Raw genomic sequence first — 21530 nt, 5'->3', positions numbered from 1 at the left:
ATCCCAGCCATCGGAGCCTCAGCTGCCTGAATCAGTACGCGAGTGCGGCGGCGGTAGCAAGAGCGCAAACGCCACGGCGGTGATCGGCACGAAGCACAGCAAGGTCAGAACAGCTTGCGGTCCATGGCGATCGGCGATCGATCCGAGGACGGGCATGAACAGTCCGCCCGCGCTCACGGCCAGCCCGAGGGTCACTCCCGACGCCGTGCCAGGCCGGTTCGGCAGATAGTCCTGGCCCAGCTTCACCAACACCGCGAAGGGTACGTTGAGGACCACGCCGACCAGCAGCGCGAGCGTCAGCGCCGCATAGGGATTCGCGCTGAAGCGTAGCGCGACCAGCGCTGGAACCAAGGCCACGCAACCGATCTGGACGGTACGGACCATGCCGATGCGGTCGGCGATGCGGCCACCACCCAGCGTCCCCAGCACTCCACCGACGAACAAGGCCGTCAGCACGTACCCGCCCAGCGCCTGTGAAGCCCCGAGGTGCTTGATGCAGAACAGCGCGACGAAGGTGCTCAGGCCGAAGAAAACAATGGATCGCACCACGGCGACGGCCGTGAGCACAAAGAACGGCGTCCACCGGTCGTCGCCGCCGGTGGACGCCGCCGCGCCGTGCGAGACCGCCCGCCGCAGCTGGTAGCGCCACAGCAAGAATCCCATCAGCACCGCAGGCGGTATGAAAATGGCCGTGGCCGAGAGTCCGAGCGACACCAGCGCCGGCGTTGCCAATGCAGGCGCCAGGAAGAAACCGACGCTGCCACCCACGGCGAACAGGCTCATCGCCGTGGCGCTGTCGCCGGCATCGCGGCGGGCATCGCGGCCGGCCGCGGGATGAAAGGACGCCACCCCGATTCCGGAGAGCAGCAACAGGGCCCACACCACCGGATAGCTGGGCGCCAACCCGGCGAGGCCGGCGCCGACGCCGGCAATCGTCAAACCCAGCGGGGCCAACCACAGGACCCGGCAGCGATCGGCAATGACGCCCAGGAACGGTTGCGGCAGTGAACTTCCCAGTGTCGCCGCCAACGCGAGACCCGATGCGGCGAGATAGCTGTAATGCCGTTCCAACACGAAGAAAGGAATGCTCGCGGGGACGAGGCCCTGGTAGAAGTCGTCGACGGCGTGCGCGACCAGCCAATACCGCATCCGTCGCCATGCCGACGGCGGATGCGCAACCGTGTCCGCGGCCCCCGTTTGCACCATGGTGATCAGCGTAGGAATGATCGGTGGTGTCGGACTTCCGATAAACTGACAGACTATGTCGAAAGGCCGCCATTCCACGGATTCGACGCGAACGCGGGTGCTGTGCGCCGGTGACGAGATCGACCGGCACTGGCACACCGAGCACCAGATTGTGTTTCCCAGCTCAGGTGTCGCTGAGGTCCGCACCGACGCCGGCGCGTGGATCGCGCCCGGTGACTGTGCTGTGTGGATCCCTGGTGGTTGGCCGCACGAACATCACTTCTACGGGCACACCCGGTTCCATCATGTCGGCCTGGCGGCTGCGCCCGGCCCGGACTGGACGACCCCACGTGTGATCACAGCTACGCCGCTGGTGCGTGAACTGATCATCGCCTGTGCCGACACAACGGATCTGGCTGTGCAGGAACATGATCGGCTGCAGCAGGTGCTGCTTGACCAACTGCGGCGAGCACCGGAGGAACCACTGCTGCTGCCGGCAGGCCGCGACCCGAGGCTGCGCCGAGCTTGCGAGCTGGTGGAGCAGGACCTGGCGGTGAGTTGGACACTTGCCGAGCTCGGCCCGAAAGTCGGTGCGGCAGAACGCACCCTGACTCGACTGTTCCGTGATGAATTCGCCATGACCTATCCCCAGTGGCGCACCCGATTGCGGTTACACCACGCCGTCCGTCTGCTCGCGGAGGACAACGCGGTGACCGCGGTCGCCCACGCGTGCGGCTGGTCGTCAGCAAGCGCGTTCATCGATGTTTACCGCCGAGCGCTGGGGCACACGCCGGGAACCTACCGACGGATGTGACCAGCTGATCCGTTCTCGTGCTCATGGCGGACAGGGGAGGGGCCGCACGGGCATACTCCGGGCGAGGCAGTTGTTGGGTTGGCCATGACCCGATTCCTGTGGGTGTCCGCGCACCCTGACCGCAAGTCGCTGACCGCGGCGCTCCGCCAGGCCGGTATCGAGCATCTTCGGCGGCGCGGGCACCAGATCGCCGAGTCTGATCTGTACGCGATGGGTTGGAACCCGGTGCTCTCTGATGCCGACTTCACCGAGCCGGACGCAGACGTGGCGCTCTCGGAGCGGCAGCGGATCGCGACCACAGACGGCACGCTCGCCGCCGATATCCGTGCCGAGCAGGACAAGATCCGTCACGCCGAGGTGGTGGTTCTGCAGTTCCCACTGTGGTGGTACGGGCCGCCCGCGATTCTCAAGGGCTGGTTCGACCGGGTGTTCACCAATGGCTTCGCGTTCTGGATCCGCGATCCGCAGACCGGACGGGTCCTCAAGTACGGCGACGGCGGGCTGGCCGGCCGGCGTGTTCTGATCGTGCTCACGGCAGGCGACCGCCCGTCGGCGCTCGGTCCACGCGGCATCAGCGGACCCGTGGAGGACGTGCTGTGGCCCATCCTGCATGGCACTGTGCATTACACCGGCATGGCGCCGCTGCGCCCGCACCTGATCGCCAGCGCTGACCGGATGGACAGCGACTGCCTGGCCGCCGAGACAGCGTGCCTCACCGATCGGCTCGACGCCGTCCTCGACGAGGACCCCATCCCGTACCGCACCCTGATCGGCGGCGAGTACGACGACGAGAGCCGTCTGGTCGATGAACTCGCCCCCGGTGCCACCGGCCTCGGCATCCATCGCCGCAACCCTCAGCCGAGTCGGTAGGCCAGCGTCGCGACCAAGGTTGCCACCGTCAATGTCAGGAAGACGGCAGCCGGACCAAGCGCGAAGTCGCGGACGCGCAGGTGGGCGATGATTGCGCCGATGAAGTACAGCACCAGGCCGGTTGCGGCTGCGATACCCAGCGCCGGAATGGCCAAACCCGCGAGCAGTCCGAGTGCACCGGCGCCCAGGAGACTGCCCAGCGGAATCATCCAGGACTGCGGTACCTGAACCGCCTTGGCCGCGGCGACCGGGATGGGGTGATGGATGTAGTTCATTACGCAGCCCGCTCCGGCGGCGCCCGCGGTGAGCAGGGTGAGGATGACGTACGGTGTGAACATCGAAAACCTTCCTGAGGTGGGGACTCGGTGTGACGGAACCGGATTCACGTGACCGAACAGTGCGTTTCTTGTGTCACGGTGCTCCTTCGTCCGGTGGCGCGACAACGAACCCGCATGCTCGTTCATCGCGATACAGGTATGACGAATTGATTCGCCGCAAGGTGACATCGGGCACCGGATGAGCGATACCACCGCGCGGACGAGGCCTGATACGGCGACGGACGGCGATGCGACGGGGTCAGGTTTCCCGGTCGACCAGATCGAACACAAGAACGGCTTCGGAAAACGGTTGCGAGGTAACGCCCATCGGGCCGTACGGGTGGTCCAGAACGAAAATGAGGTAGAGAAGCAGAGCGAGCAGCACGGTGACCGCGCTGACGAGGACGATATGCGCACGGTTGTCAGCCAGGCGCATGGAGCTGGTGAGCATGATCAGGACGAGCCCGCCGAAGATCAATGCGCACCACAACAATGGTGGGATGCGCGGTTTGGCATCTAAGATGCGCGCACTGCGGATGGTTGACAGGTCTGTCAGTTGACCGAGGAACGGTTGGTTGATCGGGCTGGCCGTGGTGCCGGGTGTGGCTGTACCGACGATGCGGTACATCGCTGTGAGCGCCGCTCGACCCTCGTTGCCGATATTGCCGAACTCGCTTCTACCCCATTCGGGGCCTTGCATCGCGGCCGCGTATCTGCGGAGCTGCGCACGCACCTGTGCCTGCTCCGGCTGCGGCATTGCGACCGTCTGGCGGTACATCGTTTTCAACGTCGAGGCCTCGGTAGCCACGTTCGTCTCGGCCGACAGATACTGCTGCCATCCGACGACCACGGTGAAGCCAAGGAGCGCACCGTAAACCAGGCCGACGACGGTCAGGAAGGGCGACAGTATCGAGTTGTGCTCGGGACGCGCGCCGCGGGCGACCACGCGGCTGGCGAGCAGCACGCTTCCGACCGCCATCAGCACTGCGCCGATGACAACGATGACGAGCAAGAACCACGCGCCGAACAGGCCAAAGTCGCCCATAGTTGATAAAGGATGCCAGCAAACATCTCGCCGCGGCGGCAGATCGCTCGTTTCCCGCTGGAGGTGTGGTAGTCGATGACTTCGTCGGTGCGCGGGAGGAACAGCGACTGACCGAGAAGTGGGAACTCGTGTGCCCGCGGACGCGGGGGTCGAGGTCAGCGTCTGCGATCGGGCTGACGTCCATTTACGGCAATGCGGCACAACATAATTCGTTCCTGACTAAGTTCCTGTGCGGTGACCGTTCACTATTTGAGGCCGACCACCATCGAGTCTGGGCCGGCAAGGTGTTCGACGTAACTCCGGCTGAAGCCCGCGTCGGACATCCAAGCGCGGCAGTCTGCACCCGTGTAGTCGAAGCCGTGCACTGCCTCGATCAGCATGTTGAGACTCATCAGGAGTCCAAACGCGTTTTCGCGTCGATCGTCGTCAATGACCGCGTCGTAGACGATCAGCGCGCCGCCTTCGGGCAGGGCGGCATAGGCCTTTTGCAGGAGCAGCCGCTTCTCGTCCAGGTCCCAGTCGTGCAGGATGTGCCCCATCACGAGCACGTCGGCGGATGGCAGCGGGTCGGCGAAAAAGTCGCCGGCGGTGAAGGTCAGGCGGTCGACGAGCCCGGAACTGGCGACGTAGGCGTTGAAGAGCGGCTCGATCGGAGCCAGGTCGAAGCCGCCGCCGGTGAGGTGCTTGTGCGCCAGCGCAATCGCGACCGGGACGGCGCCCTCAGCGCATCCGATATCGATCAGGCTGCCGTAGTCGCCCCAGGGGAATTTGGCCGCGATCGCCCGGCCCGTGCCGGCGCTGAGTCCGGTCATTGCTCCGGCAAACTGGGCGAGCCGTTCAGGGTCGGCATACACGCCGGCGAAGAAATCGTCTCCGGCCTTCACCTCGCTCTGCGGTTTGCCGGTCTGCAAGGCCTCGGTGAGCGATCCCCAGAACGGGTAGAGGCGCGCATTCGCCATCTCCAGCATCCCGCCCACGTAGGTGGGCTTCGCCGGGTCGAGAAACAGCTCGGTCTCTGCCGTATTCGAGTACCGGCCGTCGGTGCGAGCGAGCATCCTGAGCGCGACCAGAGCGTCGAAGAAGTCCTTCGCGCTGCGCGGATGCAGGCCGAGTCGGACGCGCAGTTCCTCGGCGTCGAGCGTTCCGGTCTCGCTGAGCACCGCAAAAAGTTTGAGCTCGACCGCGCTCAGCAGAGCCTTGGATCCCCAGAACCCGACCCCCAGCTGCAAGATCGCATCGGGGGTGAGCGCCTCATCTTGCTCGACAGCCGGCGCCGCATTCGGTTTACTCATCGGACACCTCGATTCGCAATGTCGTGTGAGTGCTCGACTCGGACTGCAGCAAAGAGCGAGGATAGTCGCCGCGTATAGAGGTGTCTTGAAGAAAATTAACCTCAAAACGGTTGCGAAAGGTTACCGACGGGGCTTTGCGGGGAATGACCACATTTGGCCGAATAATCCCGAGCTGGGACCCGGAGGCGCACAGGGAGACGACAGATGCGGACGCCCGGGACCAGGATCGTGCTGGTCTCTGAACGGGCTGGGGGACCACGCGTTGGCAGCGCGGCGCACCCGCAGCTGCGCGGATTGCTGGCCCGGGACTACGCCGGCTTCACCGAGCCGGCTGCACCACCACACGACCTCGTCTCGCCGGCCACCGCCGCCGTCGGCATCGTCCTGAAACTGCATGACTCGGACTGGCACCCTTCGGAGCTCCTCATCGGCGCCCGCGATTTCTGCATCGCCCACCCGATCCCCGTCGGTGCGTCCGCGCATCCCAACATGCAGCAGTGGCTGACGCCGCTGGGCGCCTACCGCTTGCTCGGTGGCCTGCCCATGGATGCCCTGAGCGGCCAAATCGTCGACCTGACCGACGTACTGGGGGCAGGCATCCGGCACCTGGCCGACCGGCTGCGCGAGACGCCAAGCGAGCGGCAACAGTTTGCCCTGCTGGACGCCTACCTGCTGCAGTGGACCCAAGACGGTCCGGAGCCCGCGCCAGAGGTCACGTGGGCGTGGCGGCGCCTGATGACCACAGGCGGCAATATTCCGATCCATCGGCTGGCCGACGAAGTCGGCTGGAGCCACAAGCACCTGATCAGCCGGTTCCGGCAACAGGTCGGCCTTCCGCCCAAGACCGCAGCCCGCCTGGTCCGTTTTGATGCGGTGTGGCGCCGGCTGGCCAATCATCCGCCCGGACGCTGGGACGAGCTCGCCGTCGAGTCCGGCTATGCCGACCAGGCCCACTTGATCCGCGACTTCCGCCAGTTCACCGGCGCATCTCCGACCGAGTTCCCGTCGCATCCCCAGGCTGGCGCCACGAGGAAAACCTGGGGAGCCCGACGCTGCCGCACTGACGCCGGCTGAACCGGACACAATCCTCGTGTGTGCGGGCAAGTCGTCAGATCGGTCAGTCTGCCGCCCGCAGCGTGATGTCGGAGATGTTGGTGCGGCTCTGGCCATCGAGGGTGCCCAACTTCGAAATCCACACCAGCACGTTGGACGTTTTCGTCTGATTATCGACGGTGATGGTGTTTTCTCCTGGATGCAACATCACGTTCGGAGTGAGCTCGACGGTGTCCGACAGGCTGTTCGGTTCGGCGTTGTCGGCCGCCCGAATCTGGACTTCTGTGCCGGTGCTGGGCACGTCGATGGTCACCTCGCCCAGAGCAGTGGCCGCAGGCAACTGCAGCATGAGGCCGACACCTTCTTTGAAGGTGGGGAAGGGCGTGGCGTCCTGGTAGATGTCGGTCGGCCAGGACGTGGCCGGGTTGCCGTCGATGGCCAGACCCGCGTCGTCTGGATGGTCGGGTGAGCCGCCCGGGGAGAACACCATCGCACGCTCGGGCGTCACGAGCGGTCCAGGGCCACTGTGCGATGACGAGTCGAAACCACGGATGAGAAAGAAGGACGCAGTAGCGATCACAGCGATTACCGCCAGTAAGGCGACGATGTGCACGAGGCGGAACTTCCTCGGGGCGCGATCACCAGGTTTCACCTCGAATGTGGCGCGTCGGCGGCGGCCGTGGGTCCCCGCCGAATGGTTGACCACCGCGTCGGCCATCAACGTCCGGTCGTCCCAGAAACCGCTGACTTCCACCACGTCACCGTCGGAGAGTTCGCCCGTGATGGAACGGCCATGCAGTTCCACCGGCACGATGGTGGACGCTTCTCCCGTCGACTCGTACCGCTCCACGCGAAAGGACCAGAATTCGTCGTCGTTGTCGGGCCCGGCCGGTCGTTTGTGCACCCCGCGGGCGGTACCGAGCACCGTGAGCACGGCCAGCTGCTTGGTGTGCGGTGAAGTCCTCGGGTTGTCGGTGCCGGGCATCTCCAGCGGGGCGGTAAAGGGACCCGTATCAGGGGGCGTTTCCTCAGGCTGCGGCGCCGGCTCGGGCGCAGTCGACACGTCCGTGCTCCCGCCCAGTGCCCGGGCGAAGTCGAGGCACCTCGCGTAACGCTTGTCAGGCTGCTTGGCCAGCGCCTTCGCCATGACAGCGTCGAGGTGTGCCAGGTCAGGACGGCGTTCGGATAGCAGCGGCGGTGAGGTGTACAGGTGGTTTCCGGCCAACACGATGCGATTTGCTTCGTCGAAAAGAGGCGCACCGGTCAGCAGATGGAAGGCGGTGGCGGCCAGCGCGTACTGATCTGCCCGGCCGTCGAGTGCCTTGCCGGTGAGCTGCTCGGGCGCGACGTAGGTGACGGTACCGATGGCCATGTTGGTCTCCGTGAGGCCACTCACGTCGTCAGCTTCCCGGGCGATGCCGAAATCAGTGAGCAGTACCCGTCGGCGGGCGCTACCCGACGGTGTCGTCACCAGGATGTTCGCCGGTTTGACGTCGCGGTGCAACAGGCGCCGTTCGTGCGCGAAATCGAGCGCTTCGGCAACTGCCGTCACGATCTCCAGCACATCCTGGTAGGGCATACCCGACGGATACTGCTGCTCGAGTAGGTGTCTGGCGTCGGTGCCGTCGACGTAATCCATGGAGATCCACAGCCGACCGTCGAACTCTCCGCGGTCGTGCACGCCAACGATGTGCGGATGCCACAACGTCGCCGCCAACTCGGCTTCTCGGTTGAAACGGGCGCGGAACTCGTCGCCGCGTGTGGAGTCGATCGAGAGAATCTTGAGCGCATCCAGACGAGGAAGGCGGGGATGTTCGGCGAGATACACCTCGCCCATGCCACCGGCGCCGAGGCGCCGCTGGATGGTGTATCCAGCGAAGACCTCACCGGCATGAAGTGACATATCCCGAAGCCTACAAACGAGAGCAAATCGAGCCCGAACACGTGTTCGCCCGCCAGCACGTCTTCGGCCGACAGTGCCGCCCACGCGTCGTCTAGTGTTGGCACTCTCGATCAGTCGGTCAGGGAGAACCTCGCCACAGCGGACAGCTCGGCACTGTCGCGCGGTTGCTCGAAGACCACTTCCGCGCTGCGGCCCGTCGTGTCCAGTACGGCGATGGTGTTGCCGAACAGCGGGCGACCGAGGCTCTTCCAGGACATCGGCAGCGGGGGAGCGCCGTGGCGGCGCGCCCAGCGTCGGGTGACGCGGGCCACCCGTGGTGACCATCCGAGCTTGAACACCGGTTTGACGTAGGTTGGCACGTAGTTGTGGACCGGAGAACACACCAGCTGGTGCACTCGGCTGGTCGACGGTCCGGGAAATTCGGCCCGCGCCGCATAGCTGTGGTGTACGTCGCCGGACAGAACGGTGACGGTGGCGGGCCCGGGTGATGGGCGGGTGGCGACGCCGATGATCAGTTCGCTCAGGCGGAGAAACGATTTCAGAAAGGCCGCCCAGTGCTCGAGGTCCGCCGTCTGGCGAACCTTCTCGGCCAGCCGCCCCCGCCGGCCCGGACGGTTGGCGCCGATCTCGTTGACGGTCTGCATATCCCCGATCGCAGGGGGAAGCAGCCATGGTAACGACGAGCCGAGTATCAGGTGGTCGAGTTCATCGAGGCCATCGTTGACCTGGGCCTCCAACCAACTGAATTCGCGGTCGCCCAGCATCTTTCGATCGCCACTGTCGAGGATCCGGGCATTGCGCGAGTCGATCATGATGAGTCGACTGCGCCCGAGATCCCAGCGGTAACTGAACCGCAGGCCCTTGTCACCATCGACCTCGCTGTCCGCGCGGTCGGCGAGATCAACCAGATGTGGCCAGCAGTCGCCGCCGGCCGCGAGCACCCGCTGATAATCCTCGTCGACGGCCAACTCGGCCGGACTCAGATTTCCGAGATGCTGGTAGACCCAGTACGACCCGAGCCCCGCCCGGATCCGGTCGCGCCACCACCGTTTCTCGTTGATCTCGGCCCGCCACGCGGCGGATGTGTTCCAGTCGTCGCGGATGTCATGGTCGTCGAAGATCATCGCGGTGGGAAGGGTCGACAGGATCCATCGGATATCCGGATCGCCCCACGTGTGCCGATACAGCCCTTCGTACTCCTTGAAGGTGACGACCTCGTCGGGCGGGCGTTGACCAACCGCCCGCCGGCCGGCCAGCCGACGGCGCGACTCCGGCGTCAGTTCGTCGGCATAGACCTGGTCGCCGAGCAGGATCAGGGCGTCCGGCCACTCCTCGACCGGCAGTGCGGTCAGCCTGGCGGCGTAGCAGTCCAGGGCGTCCAGTCCGAGCTTGTCGTCGAGCGCGGCGTCGCCGGTCTTCGGATACCGGCAGGACCCGAAGATCACCCGGAGTCGATCGGCGGCGTCCGGCCCACGCGTTCTGATCACACTCGGTGGAAACTCCGAGTCCGGTTCCGGCCAGACCTTCACACCGTCGACGTGGACCTGGTACTCGGTGGTCGAGTCTGCCGTCAGCCTTTGCACCGACACCAGCGCATAGTGGCAACCCTGCACTTCAAAAGTGCGGGCCGAGCAACCAAGCACCTCGACCTCAGCCGCCTCCTCCGTCTGCACCCAGACAGTTGCGGTGGTATCACCGACGTGGCGCAGGACGGGTCCGAGTATGAGAGGCACCGACCCAGCCTAGAGTCCGGGTCCTAACGGGCTACCCGACGATGATCAGGTGTTCGTGCGTCTTCGGTGGCCCGGCACATTTGGCACGCCGGGCAACGGTTCAGGGGAAGGGGATCGGGGGAATTGCAGAAGGAAGTTCGATGCGGGGAATCGCGGCGGGCAACTCGACCTGCGGCACGTCGGCCGGAAGCTGCAGCCGCGGGACCTCGCTCGGCATCTGCACGGTGGGCACGGCGCTCGGTAACGGCACAGGCGGAATATCGCTCGGCAATGGAAAAGGTGGAACGTTGGCCGGAACGGGCAACGTGGTCAGTGCGTCATCGGATCCTGCCAACCGGTCCGAGTCAGCGCCACATCCGACGGTCATCCCCAACGTCGCGATGGCAGGCAACAGTAGCGCGACATGTCGGCTCATCTGTTTCATCCCGATGACCATCTGGTCGACTCCTTGCCGATGACAATTACGACGCTATCACCGCGCGGTATACACCTTTTGGACTGCCCAAGCTAGGCGTCGCCGGCGAAGAACTGGCGTAGCTGCGCTGCGATGGCCGCCGGGTTGCCGCCTTGGTCTTGGGGCCCACCGTGGTTGAGGCCGGGGACTTCGACGCGAGTCGCACGCGGGAGCACCTCCTGCAGGGCGTCGAGGGTGCCGGTGAACAGAGTCGGTGCACCGATGCCGCACAGCAGCAAGACTTCGGCGGTGACACCTGCGTAGTCACCGATGGTTCCTTCGCTGGCGATGACGACGTCCATCTCGTCTTTCCACGCCACGATCAGGTCACGGAGCGGGGCGTCGTCGCCTCTGGCCGTCCTGGCATCGGCCCACAGCCATGCCCGGCAGATTCCCGGCTTGACCATGATGCGCTGCAGCAGGCGATACGGCGCTGAAAGCGCTTGTGCCCGAGGGTCGGAGTCTGCCGCATCTTGGGCCAGACTGGACATTGCGGCACCGACGTCGCCACTGGCAACCATTCGCTTTCCGCGCTCGATGATCCTCTTGAACTCGTCCAGACCCGGTTGGCCGACGAACACGACCGGCTCGAAGACGGCGACCTTCCGGATGGCCGGGATCGTGATTGCGCCGTGCAGCGCGAACAAGCCGCCGTCGGCCACTCCGAAAACTCGTTGCGCCCCAGTCGCGTTGACGATGGCGTCGAGGTCTTCATCCTCGCGTTCGATGCTGTAGTCCGGCCCATAAGGTCCGCTCATTCCGCGGCCCCGCCTGTCGGGGAGGTAAACGGTGAACTGGTCTGCCAAGGCGGCTGCCAGCTTCAGGTAGTGCTGAGAGGCGAGTGAGCCACCGTGCAGGATGATCACGCCGGGGCCGTGGCCGAGTTGGCGAAACCCGATCGTAGTGCCGTCCTTCGATGTCACCGTTCCCATTGAATAGCTTGGTTTCATCGCTCTCAACACGGCTTTCCTTCCCTTCTCGACGTGGAATCAGTAGTCGCGCGGCAGGGCGGCCGCCATGGTTTCGACCTGTTTCCGGGTGAGTATGGTGACGCTGCCGTCGGGCAACCCGAGGATGCGGTCGATGGCCAGGCTATGAAGTCTGAATCGCGTTGTGAGTACGTCAATTTCGTGGCTTCTGTCGGCCTCACTGGGCGCATCTGCTACCCGCAACAGGTTTGTGTTCGTGCGCGCGGCAAAGGCTTGCAGCATGTCGGCGACCCCTTCGGGGTCGAACGTGTCGAAGGTGCCCTCTGTCACGCCATCGGTTATCAGGCGCGTGAGCAGGGGTCGGGTCAGATCGTCTCCGAGCGCGACGATTCGCGCGTACAGGTGGGCGTTTTCAGGCCTCAGCAGCGAAACCGTCGCCGCCAGTTGTTCTGGTGTACCTGTGGCAACCTTGGCGTCGAAACCGCACTGCAGCAGGGTGTTCAATTTGTCCAACGCATTGCCGGAGCAGTGAGCGATCGCGGCTTCGGTGAGGACATACTGATCCCGGACGATCCGGTCGGTCAACGCGACGATGAGCGCTTCCTTTGACTGAAACCAGTGGTAGAAGGCACCTTTGGATACTCCGGCATCAGCTATCAGATCATTGAGGCTGACATTCTCGAAGCCATGTCGCAAAAACAGCGCCAACGCCCGGTCAAGTAGTTCGGCTCGACGAATGTCCGGATGTTTGATCACCCGCGGCATGCGCGCGGCCTCAGCGGCGGGCGTGATGTGGGGCGCACGTGCGACTGATCGGAGCGGCCCATCGATACCTCCTTCAATGTCGCGCACAACCATACCGACCACTGGTCGGTATGGTCAACCAGTGGTCGGTCTAGCGGCCCCGACCCGCATTCTCCGCAAGACTCGCCCCTTCCTGGCGAGGCTGGACGCGGTCCTCGGGGCTTGCGGTTACCAGATCTAATTCTCGCCCGACTGGCCCGCTGACCTTGATCTCAGATATTCCGACGGGGTAGCAATCTCCAAAGCTGCGCTCGCACAGAGTAATTCGTCACAGTGACGAATTATGAACGCACGGGCGGGGCAGCGCTTCACGGAATGGGGCCCGGGGGATTGCGGAAGGTAGTTCGATGCGGGGATCTCGACGGGCAACTCGACGTCCGGCAACGTCGACCGGACGCTGCAGCCACGGGAGCTCGCCAGCAGCTGGACGACGCAATCTATCGCGCGGCAACACGCGATCGGCCCACATCAATCTCGGAGGCACCCGAAAAACCCTCAAATCGACTGCGTAACAATCGTATCGATAGCTCAGCCACCCGTGGGTAAATCGTCACTGTGACGTATTGATCGACAGCCGAGTACGGGCCGCATCCGCCTAATGCAGGCCTACCGCGTCCCGAGGCTTCGCCGGGCGGCGACTGGGTCCTTGACAGTTCGCGGGCGTCGGCATTCATGCGGCTGAGCGCAATCCGCATGTACCCACCGGAAACGCGAGGGGTCGACGGGGGCGCGAGAGGCCAAGGATGGAAGGCTGTCTGCGCCGTAGATGAAGGAAGTGCCTACGGCGCCAACGACTCCGGCATTCCCGCCGGTCAGCATTTCGCCGATAAGCTACATTATGTCAAGTAAACCACTGCATATTGCACCAGATGAATCAACGCCTGGCCGCTTTGCCAGCCACTACTACTCCCGTCGTTTTCGGCAGCGTTGCAACACTTTCCGCCCACCGTCCCCGCTCTGCGGACTCGTATCGGCAGCCATCCTCGCGACGACCGTAGCCGTTCCGACGACACGCTGACCAGGAGTCTTGACTTGATGATGCAACAGATGAATCATTGATTCATCTGTTGATACCAGATGGCGGGAGTTTCGGGTGGCAGTCGACGACGTCGGACGTGCATATCTCGTTGACGCGGTCAGGCCCCTGCACCCCGAAGAACAGACAGTCGCCGAAATGCTCCAAGGCTGGCGCAACCAGCAGCTCAGCCGAAATCTGCAGTTCGAGACTATCGACGCCCGCATCAAGCAGGTGCAGCGCTTCATCGAGCACTCGAACGAGTTCCCGTGGACCTGGACCGTCGCCATGGTCGACGAGTTCTTCGGCGATCTCCGCAGTATCCACAAACTCGCCCAGTCGTCGATCCGTTCGTATCAGGTCGGCCTGCGACAGTTCTGCTCCTATGTCAGCAATCCGGACTACGGCTGGGACCGCGTCTGCGAAGCACTGTTCGGGACTCACCCATCCCAAGTCTTCTTCGACTGGAACACTGCTCGACACGTCCAGGAGAACGAAGCCCAACCCGAGAAACGCGCATTCACCAAGCGCGAACTTCAAGACTTCTTCGATCATGCCGACGAGCAGGTATCTGCCGTCGTAGCTTCGGGCAGAAAGGGTTGGTTGCCCGCATACCGCGACGCCGTGATGTTCAAGATCGCCTACTCGTATGGGTTGCGGTTTAACGAACTGGCCCACTTGCAGACGGTCGACTTCGCAAGGAACCCCCACGCTAAGGAGTTCGGAAAGTTCGGCCTGGTTCATGTGCGATACGGCAAAGCGAAGAAGGGCTCCCCGCCGAAGCGGCGCAGCGTCCTGACAGTCTTCGACTGGACGCCCGAAGTGCTGGTCGACTGGCTGGAGAATGGTCAGCCCCATATGGACGACGGGATCGACTTGTTCCCCAGCGAACGCGGCAACCTCGTTTCGGAAACCACACTCATCAGGCGGTTCCGCCGCTACTGCGACGACCTCGACCTCTCGCCCTGTCTCGACCTCCATTCGTTCCGCCGGTCCTACGCAACGCACCTGCTCGAGGCAGGCTGGGATGCAATGTTCGTTCAACACCAAATGGGTCATGAGCACGCTTCCACCACAGCGATCTATAGCTGTGTCAGCAGTGACTACCGAACCCGGACACTGCGAAACGCGCTCGACGCAACCATCGCTGCCGCGCTGTCTCCGACGCAGAACGGCGGCGCCGGATGAAACGCGATGTCGATTACCAATGGCGCCTCGCCGAGCTCATGGCAAGCAACCAGATGCACAACAGCACCGATCTCATACCGCGGCTGAACGAACGCGGCATCACGCTGTCACGCCCACAGGTCTACCGGCTCGTCCACCAACGACCCGAACGAGTTTCTCTGAAGCTCATCGCCGCGCTCTGCGACATCTTCGACTGCGGCCCAGACGATCTCGTCACTGTCACTGCTGCGGACGCTCGCAAGAAGGCCGCCAGCGCTGGCCGAGAAAACGTCGTAGAACTCAATAAGGCCATCCGCCCCAAGCGTGCTCGGATCCTCAGCGATGACGATTGAACCGCAACGCCGTAACACCGTCCGCGGACGACCAAAAGTCACCGACGGATCAATGGAGTGCGCTCGCTGCCACCGCGAGATGCGGCGCACGGCAGCAACATGGCCAGACGGCCGCATCTGCAATTCCTGCTACTACGAAGCAACCAGCTTCTACGGCGACTGCCCCAGCTGCGGATTTCACCGCCTCCTGCCCGGCCGACTGGACATCGGCGATCAAGCAGTGTGTCGAGACTGCGCCCGTATCCGCCAGAACTTCTACTGCACGTCATGCAACGAGGAGCGCCGGCCCTACCGCGGCAACGTATGCGCGCGGTGCACCCTCCGTGAGGATCTCGAGAGAACGTTCGTGCACTCCAACTCCCCCGCGGGCTTCTCTCAACTCATCGACGCCCTGTGCGCAGCAGATCGCGCCGAGAGCATCATCACGTGGAAACGATCGGACAAAGTTCAAGGACTCCTACGCTCCCTCGGAGATGGCACCACTCCCCTCACCCACGACGGCCTGGACCAATACGAGCCCAGCGGCCGGCACGTCGACCATCTCCGCGCAATCCTGCAGCACCACGAGGTCTTGCCGCCTCGTGACAAGTACCTTGCCTACTTCGAGCGATGGATCGAAGAAAAGCTGTGCCCCGTATCTGACCCCGAGATCGCCACGCCAATAAAGCAATTCGCCACCTGGCATCACCTCAAACGCATCAACGAGTTAGCCCTCGCAGGGAAGCCGACACGCGGACCCGTTCACGCCTCGAAGCAGGACATCACTGAGGCACTGAAGTTCCTCGTGTGGCTTCGAACTGACCATGGTCGAACGATCGCCGGCTGCACACAACAAGACGTGGACCTCTGGGTCGCAGCGGGTCCGACCACGCGGCACCTCATCCGGACGTTCATCATCTGGTGCAAGAAGATGCGGGTTAACCGATCAATTACGCTCGGACATCGGCAGGCCAAGACGGTTCGGGTTCTCACTCAAGATCAGCGGCTTGAGTGGATTCGCGAGCTTTTGTCCGGCGACAATGAAACGCTCCCCTATCGGGTAGCAGGAACCCTGCTACTGCTCTATGCCCAGCCGCTCGTCAAGGTCTCAGCCATCCCGATGAGCAAGGTGCTCGTCGCTCCCGATGGGCTGTCCATCGAACTCGGTGTTACTGCTTCGCCCGTCCCTGAGCCATTCGCCGAACTGCTCAAGCGTCACATCGGCAGCAGACCGAATCTCCGCACAGCCGGAGCCGACAACCTGTGGCTGTTTCCGGGATACCGACCCGGTGAGCATCTGCATCCCAACACGCTGATGGATCGTCTTCGGTGGCTCGGCATCGGCATCCTCGGCGCTCGGAACACTGCGCTACGCGAACTCGTCACTCAGGTGCCGCCCCCGGCCGTTGCCGAAATGCTCGGCTACAGCGACCAGGTTGTTCATCGTCACGCTGCATTCACTGCCCAGGCGTGGCATAGATATGTCCCAGCGGCTACAGCCGCGGTTCAACAGAAGAGAGATCGATGAAACGCACCCTGGCATTTTTCAACAACAAGGGTGGCGTCGGAAAGACGACGCTCGCGTGCAACTTCGCCCATTTCGCTGCAACAGTGCTCGGACAACGCACTCTTGTGCTGGATCTGGATCCACAGGCAAATGCGACGCAGCTACTTCTTCCCGAAGCGGAATGGGAGCGACTCTACGAGGACGTATCCACAAGTCCTTCTGAGACGATTCTCAAAGTCTTCGAACATATTTTGGAGGGCGACTCGGCGGTTAGCACTGATGCCAATCTGATATCTAGCAAGCGCTTCCATGTGGATGTCCTAGCCGGCCATCCGTCTCTTTCGAGAGCGGAGGATCATCTCAGCCGGGCGTGGATAGATCTGAGAGGGCAGCAAGTTGGCGGTGCTCGGCGCACAAACTGGTTGTCGACGCTGCGCTCGGCGCTTCCGCACGATCTTGTGGTGATCGACCTGGGCCCTAGCCTAGGTGCGCTCAATCGGAGTGCACTCGTCGGCTGCTCGCACTTCATGACACCTGTTGCGGCTGATCTTTTCAGCCTGTACGCGCTCGAAAATATAGGTGAATGGATAAAAGAATGGGTTAAAGAGTACGAAGATTCGATGAGTCGCACAAGAGAGAAAAACCCCACAGCGAAGACTCTGCTTGGCCTACCTGCCACCGCGGATCTGCAAACCGGATATATTGGCTATTCGATCCAGCAGTACGTAGCACGAAAGTCCGGTGGGGAAATAAGGCCTACTGCTGCGTATGACAGATATAAGGCTCAGATTCCTGATCGTGCATCTCAACTGAAGGAGTTATCCGCTGCGGATGCAACTTCGTTCGAGTTGGGAGTAGTACCAAATATGTTCTCAATGGTTGCTCTTGCGCAAAATTCGCACGCTCCGATTGCTGCTCTCGAACCGCGCGATGGCGTCAGAGGCGCACAGGGCTACCAGCAAGCTAGATACGCCGAGGACTTGAACGGCATTTTCGCGAAGATCGCGACCAACATGGGTGTGGAAATTTGAGTTCGAACTGGCCAGCCGATGTGATCAACGCCCTTCGGAGGAACGACCTTGTTGTCGTAATCGGCGCGGGAGTTTCGATCAATAGCTTGAACTCCGGTGATCAAAGCCCCCTTGGATGGAAAGACTTAATACTCCAGCTTGAAACTGTCGCCCGCGGCAATGCCGAAGCCGACCCGGTCTTGCATAAACTGATTGACGCTGGTTCTCTACTAGAGGCAGCGGAAAGGGTTATGGCGAAGGCGCATCAATCGGGACGAATCAGGGATGTGCAGCTCAGGATCAAGGAACTCACTGACGGTGCTACTGGCGGTGGAGGTGGAAACTTTAAGCCAAACGCCTGGCACGATGCTATTCTCATGTTAGAGCCCACTGTAGTTATCACAACTAATTACGACAGGCTAATCGAGCGCGCCTCCCAATCCGGTTACCAAGTACACAGCTATCTATCTGAAACCGTAGGTCAGGAGGTTCGCCGAGGGGAGCCGATTCTCGTTAAGATTCATGGCAGTGTCGACGACTTAGAGAATATAGTCTTGACTCAGAGCGATTATTCCCGGATGCATATACGGGGCCGACATGCACTTGATGTGGTACAGGCATTATTTCTGACGCGAGTTGTGCTGTTTGTAGGATACTCAATAGTGGACCCCGACATACGGCTACTGCTTCAGAATACAGTCGGAGGGCGCGGGCAAATTCCTTCCCATTATATGCTCACCCCGCGGGTAGATCAGTTTCAGCGCCAAATGCTCACTGACGCATTTGGCATAATTCCGATTGAGTATGACACGACGGGTGATCATTCGGAGGGGCTAGAGATGCTCCAGGAACTGGGCAACGTCCCGCGAAGTGTTGTGGCAACTTACGAATAGCACCCCGAGTCATGCCCATGTTAGAATGGCTCGAAGGGGTATCGCGCTCCAGAAGTCTATTTCTGACTTACGCTTCGATACCATTCGATCACTTGATCTGTAACGTCAGTATATTCACTATTTTCAAGCCCTAAAACCACTGCGGTCCCAATGAGATTCGATTGTTCCGATGGTGTTAGCTCCCGGATGAGGCTGCTCGCAAGCCGGTTCCGTGGCAGACCCCACTTCATCCCTTCTTCGTTTACAATTACCGCAACCTCGTGACCGCCTAGATCTCCATAGATGTGTTCGAGCCATCCCCCCACAATGGCTCGTAAGCCGCCATTCTCCGTGTCGATCGTGACGATGGGCAGATCAGGCAATTGCTGATCGTATGGCGTCAAGACAAGAGCTTTCACGAGACTCACCATTCAACTCCTTCGAGTTATTCGGATTGGAATTCGCATAGGAGTCCAAGCTACCTCCAGATCTACACGACCGAAGGCGGTATGAAACCGAACGTCGTCGCGACCAGTCAGGTGCGTCCAAAGCCAGTGGCTTGCGATGGCCGGCTCGAGTACCATCTACCTCGAACTACACGACTGTAATTCGAGGTGACCATGCTCAACGTGAAGGACGCCTTCGCCCGCGTCGAACGTGCGAGGGAACAGCACCGCGAACTAGCCGAGGCCTGGCGCCAGTGGAACGAAAGCGGCGGTATCCAGCTCATCTGCGAGCGTGATCCCGAGTACGCCCGGTACGTATGGGGCCTGGTTATGCACTCAGAACCGGACAAGAACCTCGCCCTCATCGCCGGCGAGATCTTCAACAACCTCCGTAGCGCGTTGGATTACATTGCTTTTCAGATCTTCGTCGCTGGTGGCGGCGACAGGACTGCGAAGCAGGCCAAGTCCGTCGCCTTCCCCATAGTCACCGAAGAGGATCGCTGGGACAAAGTAGTCAAGGCCAACGTGCCTAATGCGTGGGACGAAGCAGTGCTGAAACTGCAGTGGTGCCAGCCTTTCGTCCAGATCGGACCACAGTCAACGGCTTTGCCCGCTCTACGCGGCGTCAGCGCGACAGACAAGCACCACAATTTGGTGCTCTACGCGGCACCTGTATCAATGGTCGAGGCGATAGCACCTGACCTATCCGAGGGGTTGAGTCTGATCGCAATGATGGCTGTGCCCGGTCCGACTGTGGCAGTCAACGAGCCGGGGATCGTTGCTCAGGTCTACGTGCACGAAGGAAACAGCAATATCGTTGCCGAACAAACGCTTGTTCCGTGGTCCTCAGGAATCGAACTCAAGCAGCCAGGACCACCGCAAGTACAATTCGGATTCCGCGCTTCTGATGGCTCCGAGGTGACGATTGATGCAATCGACGGTCTTATCTTCTACGTAGAAGAAATCGTGAAGCGGTTTTCAGCGCTCACCACTCCCGTTCTGACCGTATCGTCTGCTCCGGTGTGATCGGGTCGCACGACGCATGGCGCCGCCACTTCCTCCAGATATCCTGGCGGTCATCAATCATCTCGGACAAAACGCGCGTGGGTACAGGCCGCTTAACGCCGGTCAAGACCACCCTGGCAGGTTGAAGTTCACCGAGTCAGATGCATTCAAATCCGAACTGATGCTCAGAACGTCCCGATGGGCGCGCGATCGGGTGCCGGCCACCGCATTCCGGCAAGCCTGTCTGGAAGCCGGTCTTTCCCAAGAGGACACCGACAAGTTGACCGGTTACCTCCAACGCCGTCAGAACGGCAAACGACTGGTTCAGCGAGCCACAAGATTCCGCCGAGGTGCAACGTTCGACGGTGTCATTCGGGCCCCAGGCCTGGCAGACGACGACGGTAGTCCATCAGAGTTGGGCGAACCTTCCGAAGACTGGTAGCCGACGAATGGACGGATGGGCTTCGGTCAGAGGGCGATCCGAGGTCGCCACGCCACCACAAGTCCAATGAATATCCACCTGGACATGACGCGCGATTGTTCTGAGCCTGCTTCTGCTGTGGAGCCCAAGAGAATATGCAGCAACCGAATACGCAGCGTTACCAGTAAACCACTGCAATACCCGTTATGCCGTTGTCCTACAACACATTGCGTGATACAGCGACGCGCCGATAATCTTGCGGGGCCGCAATATGCACTGTCCCTGCGGTTTTCATCCGCCGCTTGAAGTGTCGAACCTGCCGGTGGTGAAGCGTCAGATGAATCGGCTCGGTGCGGCCAGGAGGGATGCGGCTAAGCGTGTCGGAGCGGGCACTTGTCAATAGCGCCGCTCACCCGCCGGGGGACTGATACAGGGCGTGAAAGTTGCCGGGCGTGGGCGGCAGTAGGGACGAGGTCATGCTTTTGACCCAGTGGGCTTGTTATCGCTGCGCGCGTCGATCACGATGACGTCCTCGCGAGCTAGCAGGTCGAGCTCCTTCAACTGCGCAGTGACCCTGTCGTGCTCGGCGGCGGTATAGGCGACGATAACGGTGACCGCCGTCGCAGTGTCGTTGGCCTTCTTGTAGATCTCCACCTGGTTCTGCAGGTTTCGTTTAAGCTGGCGATTGCTGGCTAGTTTGAACTCGATAAGGGATTTGTCGGCGGCCCCGATGCTGACCTTGAAGTCCACGGGTCCACGGCCGTTGTTCGGCTCGCGGTTGACATCGAAAGCGCTGCCGAACCACGCGAGGCCAAAGTACAGCTGGACCTCGGTCTCCTTCGCGAACACGCCGTCGCCACGGTTGACGAGCTTCCAGCCGTCTTGGTCTTCGACGTAGTGTTTGAAAAGCTTTGCGCGGGTGAGTGCTTCGTCGTAGCTTGACCATCCGATCTTGTAGAATTCGGTACGCGCGGCAAGGTCGCGCACAAGCCGGGTCAGTTGTTCGACAAAGATCTCGAAGGTGTCACGGACCTTCTCCAGACTCTGCTGCTGAGCCGCGTTGCCATCGTCTTCTCGGAGTCGAATGTAGTAGTCGAGCAACTCAGGGTACTGGCGGACGGTCGCGCCGACCGCAGCCACGACCTGCTCGCGGTTTGGTCTATCGCCGAGGGCTAGTGCGAAGTAGTTGGAAACTTGCGCGCGCAGTTCTTCATTCGGCAATGCCTCTGGGATCGAGGAAAAGCGGCCGACCATGTCGCCGAAGCTGATCCAGGTGTCATTGGCGAGACCCCGTTGCTGAGTCCACCCGGTTTTGGAGTCGGGTTTGTTTGATCCAGATTCAGTTGATGCTGCAGG

20 protein-coding genes are annotated in these 21530 nt (G+C 62.0%); 9 read left to right on the top strand and 11 right to left on the bottom strand.

Annotated elements, in window-relative coordinates; translation table 11 throughout:
* Nucleotides 1–18: 18 nt before the first annotated feature.
* Nucleotides 19–1206, bottom strand: a complete 1188-nt coding sequence (locus M1247_RS29815) for an MFS transporter (protein ID WP_317160027.1) — start codon at nt 1204–1206, stop codon at nt 19–21.
* A gap of 55 nt (nt 1207–1261) precedes the next feature.
* Between M1247_RS29815 and M1247_RS29810 the strand changes: the two genes are divergently transcribed.
* Together M1247_RS29810 and M1247_RS29805 are read left to right on the top strand one after the other, a co-directional pair.
* Entirely contained in the window at nt 1262–1999 is a 738-nt protein-coding gene (locus tag M1247_RS29810; protein WP_317160026.1) for an AraC family transcriptional regulator, read from the top strand.
* 84 nt (nt 2000–2083) lie between these two features.
* On the top strand, nt 2084–2869 hold the full coding sequence (locus tag M1247_RS29805) for an NAD(P)H-dependent oxidoreductase (RefSeq protein ID WP_317160025.1): 786 nt from the start codon (nt 2084–2086) through the stop codon (nt 2867–2869).
* On the opposite strand, the gene M1247_RS29800 is transcribed toward M1247_RS29805, so the two are convergent.
* From M1247_RS29800 to M1247_RS29790, 3 genes are all read right to left on the bottom strand, one after another.
* Nucleotides 2854–3207 (bottom strand): DoxX family protein, encoded by a 354-nt coding sequence (locus tag M1247_RS29800; protein WP_317160024.1) that lies wholly within the window; start codon nt 3205–3207, stop codon nt 2854–2856. The genes M1247_RS29805 and M1247_RS29800 overlap by 16 nt on opposite strands.
* A gap of 238 nt (nt 3208–3445) precedes the next feature.
* Nucleotides 3446–4231: a bestrophin-like domain gene (locus M1247_RS29795; protein WP_317160023.1), complete on the bottom strand. Its 786-nt coding sequence runs from the start codon at nt 4229–4231 to the stop codon at nt 3446–3448.
* Between the two features lie 245 nt (nt 4232–4476).
* Nucleotides 4477–5523 carry a methyltransferase gene (locus tag M1247_RS29790; RefSeq protein ID WP_317160022.1) on the bottom strand — a complete coding sequence of 349 codons (1047 nt, stop codon included), beginning with the start codon at nt 5521–5523 and terminating at the stop codon, nt 4477–4479.
* A gap of 204 nt (nt 5524–5727) precedes the next feature.
* Between M1247_RS29790 and M1247_RS29785 the strand changes: the two genes are divergently transcribed.
* Nucleotides 5728–6597, top strand: coding sequence for an AraC family transcriptional regulator (locus tag M1247_RS29785; RefSeq protein WP_317160021.1), 870 nt, complete (start codon nt 5728–5730; stop codon nt 6595–6597).
* 43 nt (nt 6598–6640) lie between these two features.
* On the opposite strand, the gene M1247_RS29780 is transcribed toward M1247_RS29785, so the two are convergent.
* The 5 genes from M1247_RS29780 to M1247_RS29760 form a co-directional block, all read right to left on the bottom strand.
* On the bottom strand, nt 6641–8479 hold the full coding sequence (locus M1247_RS29780) for a serine/threonine-protein kinase (RefSeq protein ID WP_317160020.1): 1839 nt from the start codon (nt 8477–8479) through the stop codon (nt 6641–6643).
* A 110-nt stretch (nt 8480–8589) separates the two neighbouring features.
* On the bottom strand, nt 8590–10212 hold the full coding sequence (locus M1247_RS29775) for an alkaline phosphatase D family protein (protein ID WP_317160019.1): 1623 nt from the start codon (nt 10210–10212) through the stop codon (nt 8590–8592).
* 100 nt (nt 10213–10312) lie between these two features.
* Nucleotides 10313–10627, bottom strand: coding sequence for a hypothetical protein (locus tag M1247_RS29770; protein WP_317160168.1), 315 nt, complete (start codon nt 10625–10627; stop codon nt 10313–10315).
* A 92-nt stretch (nt 10628–10719) separates the two neighbouring features.
* Nucleotides 10720–11598, bottom strand: coding sequence for an alpha/beta fold hydrolase (locus tag M1247_RS29765; RefSeq protein ID WP_317160018.1), 879 nt, complete (start codon nt 11596–11598; stop codon nt 10720–10722).
* A 57-nt stretch (nt 11599–11655) separates the two neighbouring features.
* A complete protein-coding gene (locus tag M1247_RS29760; RefSeq protein ID WP_317160017.1) occupies nt 11656–12360 on the bottom strand; it encodes a TetR/AcrR family transcriptional regulator in 705 nt (234 codons plus the stop codon).
* 1132 nt (nt 12361–13492) lie between these two features.
* On the opposite strand from M1247_RS29760, the gene M1247_RS29755 reads away from it, so the two are divergent.
* From M1247_RS29755 to M1247_RS29735, 5 genes are read left to right on the top strand one after another with little or no spacing between them, the layout of a single operon-like run.
* Complete coding sequence (locus tag M1247_RS29755) at nt 13493–14602, top strand: tyrosine-type recombinase/integrase (RefSeq protein WP_317160016.1); 1110 nt, start codon at nt 13493–13495, stop codon at nt 14600–14602.
* Nucleotides 14599–14934, top strand: a complete 336-nt coding sequence (locus M1247_RS29750) for a helix-turn-helix domain-containing protein (RefSeq protein WP_317160015.1) — start codon at nt 14599–14601, stop codon at nt 14932–14934. The genes M1247_RS29755 and M1247_RS29750 overlap by 4 nt, the downstream gene beginning before the upstream one ends.
* On the top strand, nt 14924–16441 hold the full coding sequence (locus M1247_RS29745) for a recombinase XerD (protein WP_317160014.1): 1518 nt from the start codon (nt 14924–14926) through the stop codon (nt 16439–16441). Before M1247_RS29750 ends, M1247_RS29745 begins: the two co-directional genes overlap by 11 nt.
* On the top strand, nt 16438–17451 hold the full coding sequence (locus tag M1247_RS29740; protein WP_317160013.1) for a ParA family protein: 1014 nt from the start codon (nt 16438–16440) through the stop codon (nt 17449–17451). Before M1247_RS29745 ends, M1247_RS29740 begins: the two co-directional genes overlap by 4 nt.
* A gap of 20 nt (nt 17452–17471) precedes the next feature.
* Nucleotides 17472–18323: an SIR2 family NAD-dependent protein deacylase gene (locus M1247_RS29735; protein ID WP_317160012.1), complete on the top strand. Its 852-nt coding sequence runs from the start codon at nt 17472–17474 to the stop codon at nt 18321–18323.
* 56 nt (nt 18324–18379) lie between these two features.
* Here the strand turns inward: M1247_RS29735 and M1247_RS29730 are convergent, their stop codons facing one another.
* Nucleotides 18380–18721: a DUF3846 domain-containing protein gene (locus tag M1247_RS29730; protein WP_317160011.1), complete on the bottom strand. Its 342-nt coding sequence runs from the start codon at nt 18719–18721 to the stop codon at nt 18380–18382.
* 195 nt (nt 18722–18916) lie between these two features.
* On the opposite strand from M1247_RS29730, the gene M1247_RS29725 reads away from it, so the two are divergent.
* Nucleotides 18917–19774 carry a hypothetical protein gene (locus tag M1247_RS29725; RefSeq protein ID WP_317160010.1) on the top strand — a complete coding sequence of 286 codons (858 nt, stop codon included), beginning with the start codon at nt 18917–18919 and terminating at the stop codon, nt 19772–19774.
* 874 nt (nt 19775–20648) lie between these two features.
* On the opposite strand, the gene M1247_RS29720 is transcribed toward M1247_RS29725, so the two are convergent.
* A partial coding sequence (locus M1247_RS29720) for a DUF8371 domain-containing protein (protein ID WP_317160009.1) occupies nt 20649–21530 on the bottom strand: 882 nt, incomplete at its 5' end.

The sequence above is a fragment of the Mycobacterium appelbergii genome (assembly GCF_032883035.1).
Taxonomy (GTDB): Bacteria; Actinomycetota; Actinomycetes; order Mycobacteriales; family Mycobacteriaceae; genus Mycobacterium; species Mycobacterium appelbergii.
Note: the sequence above shows the minus strand (reverse complement) of the source record. Positions and strands in the feature narration are given on the sequence as shown.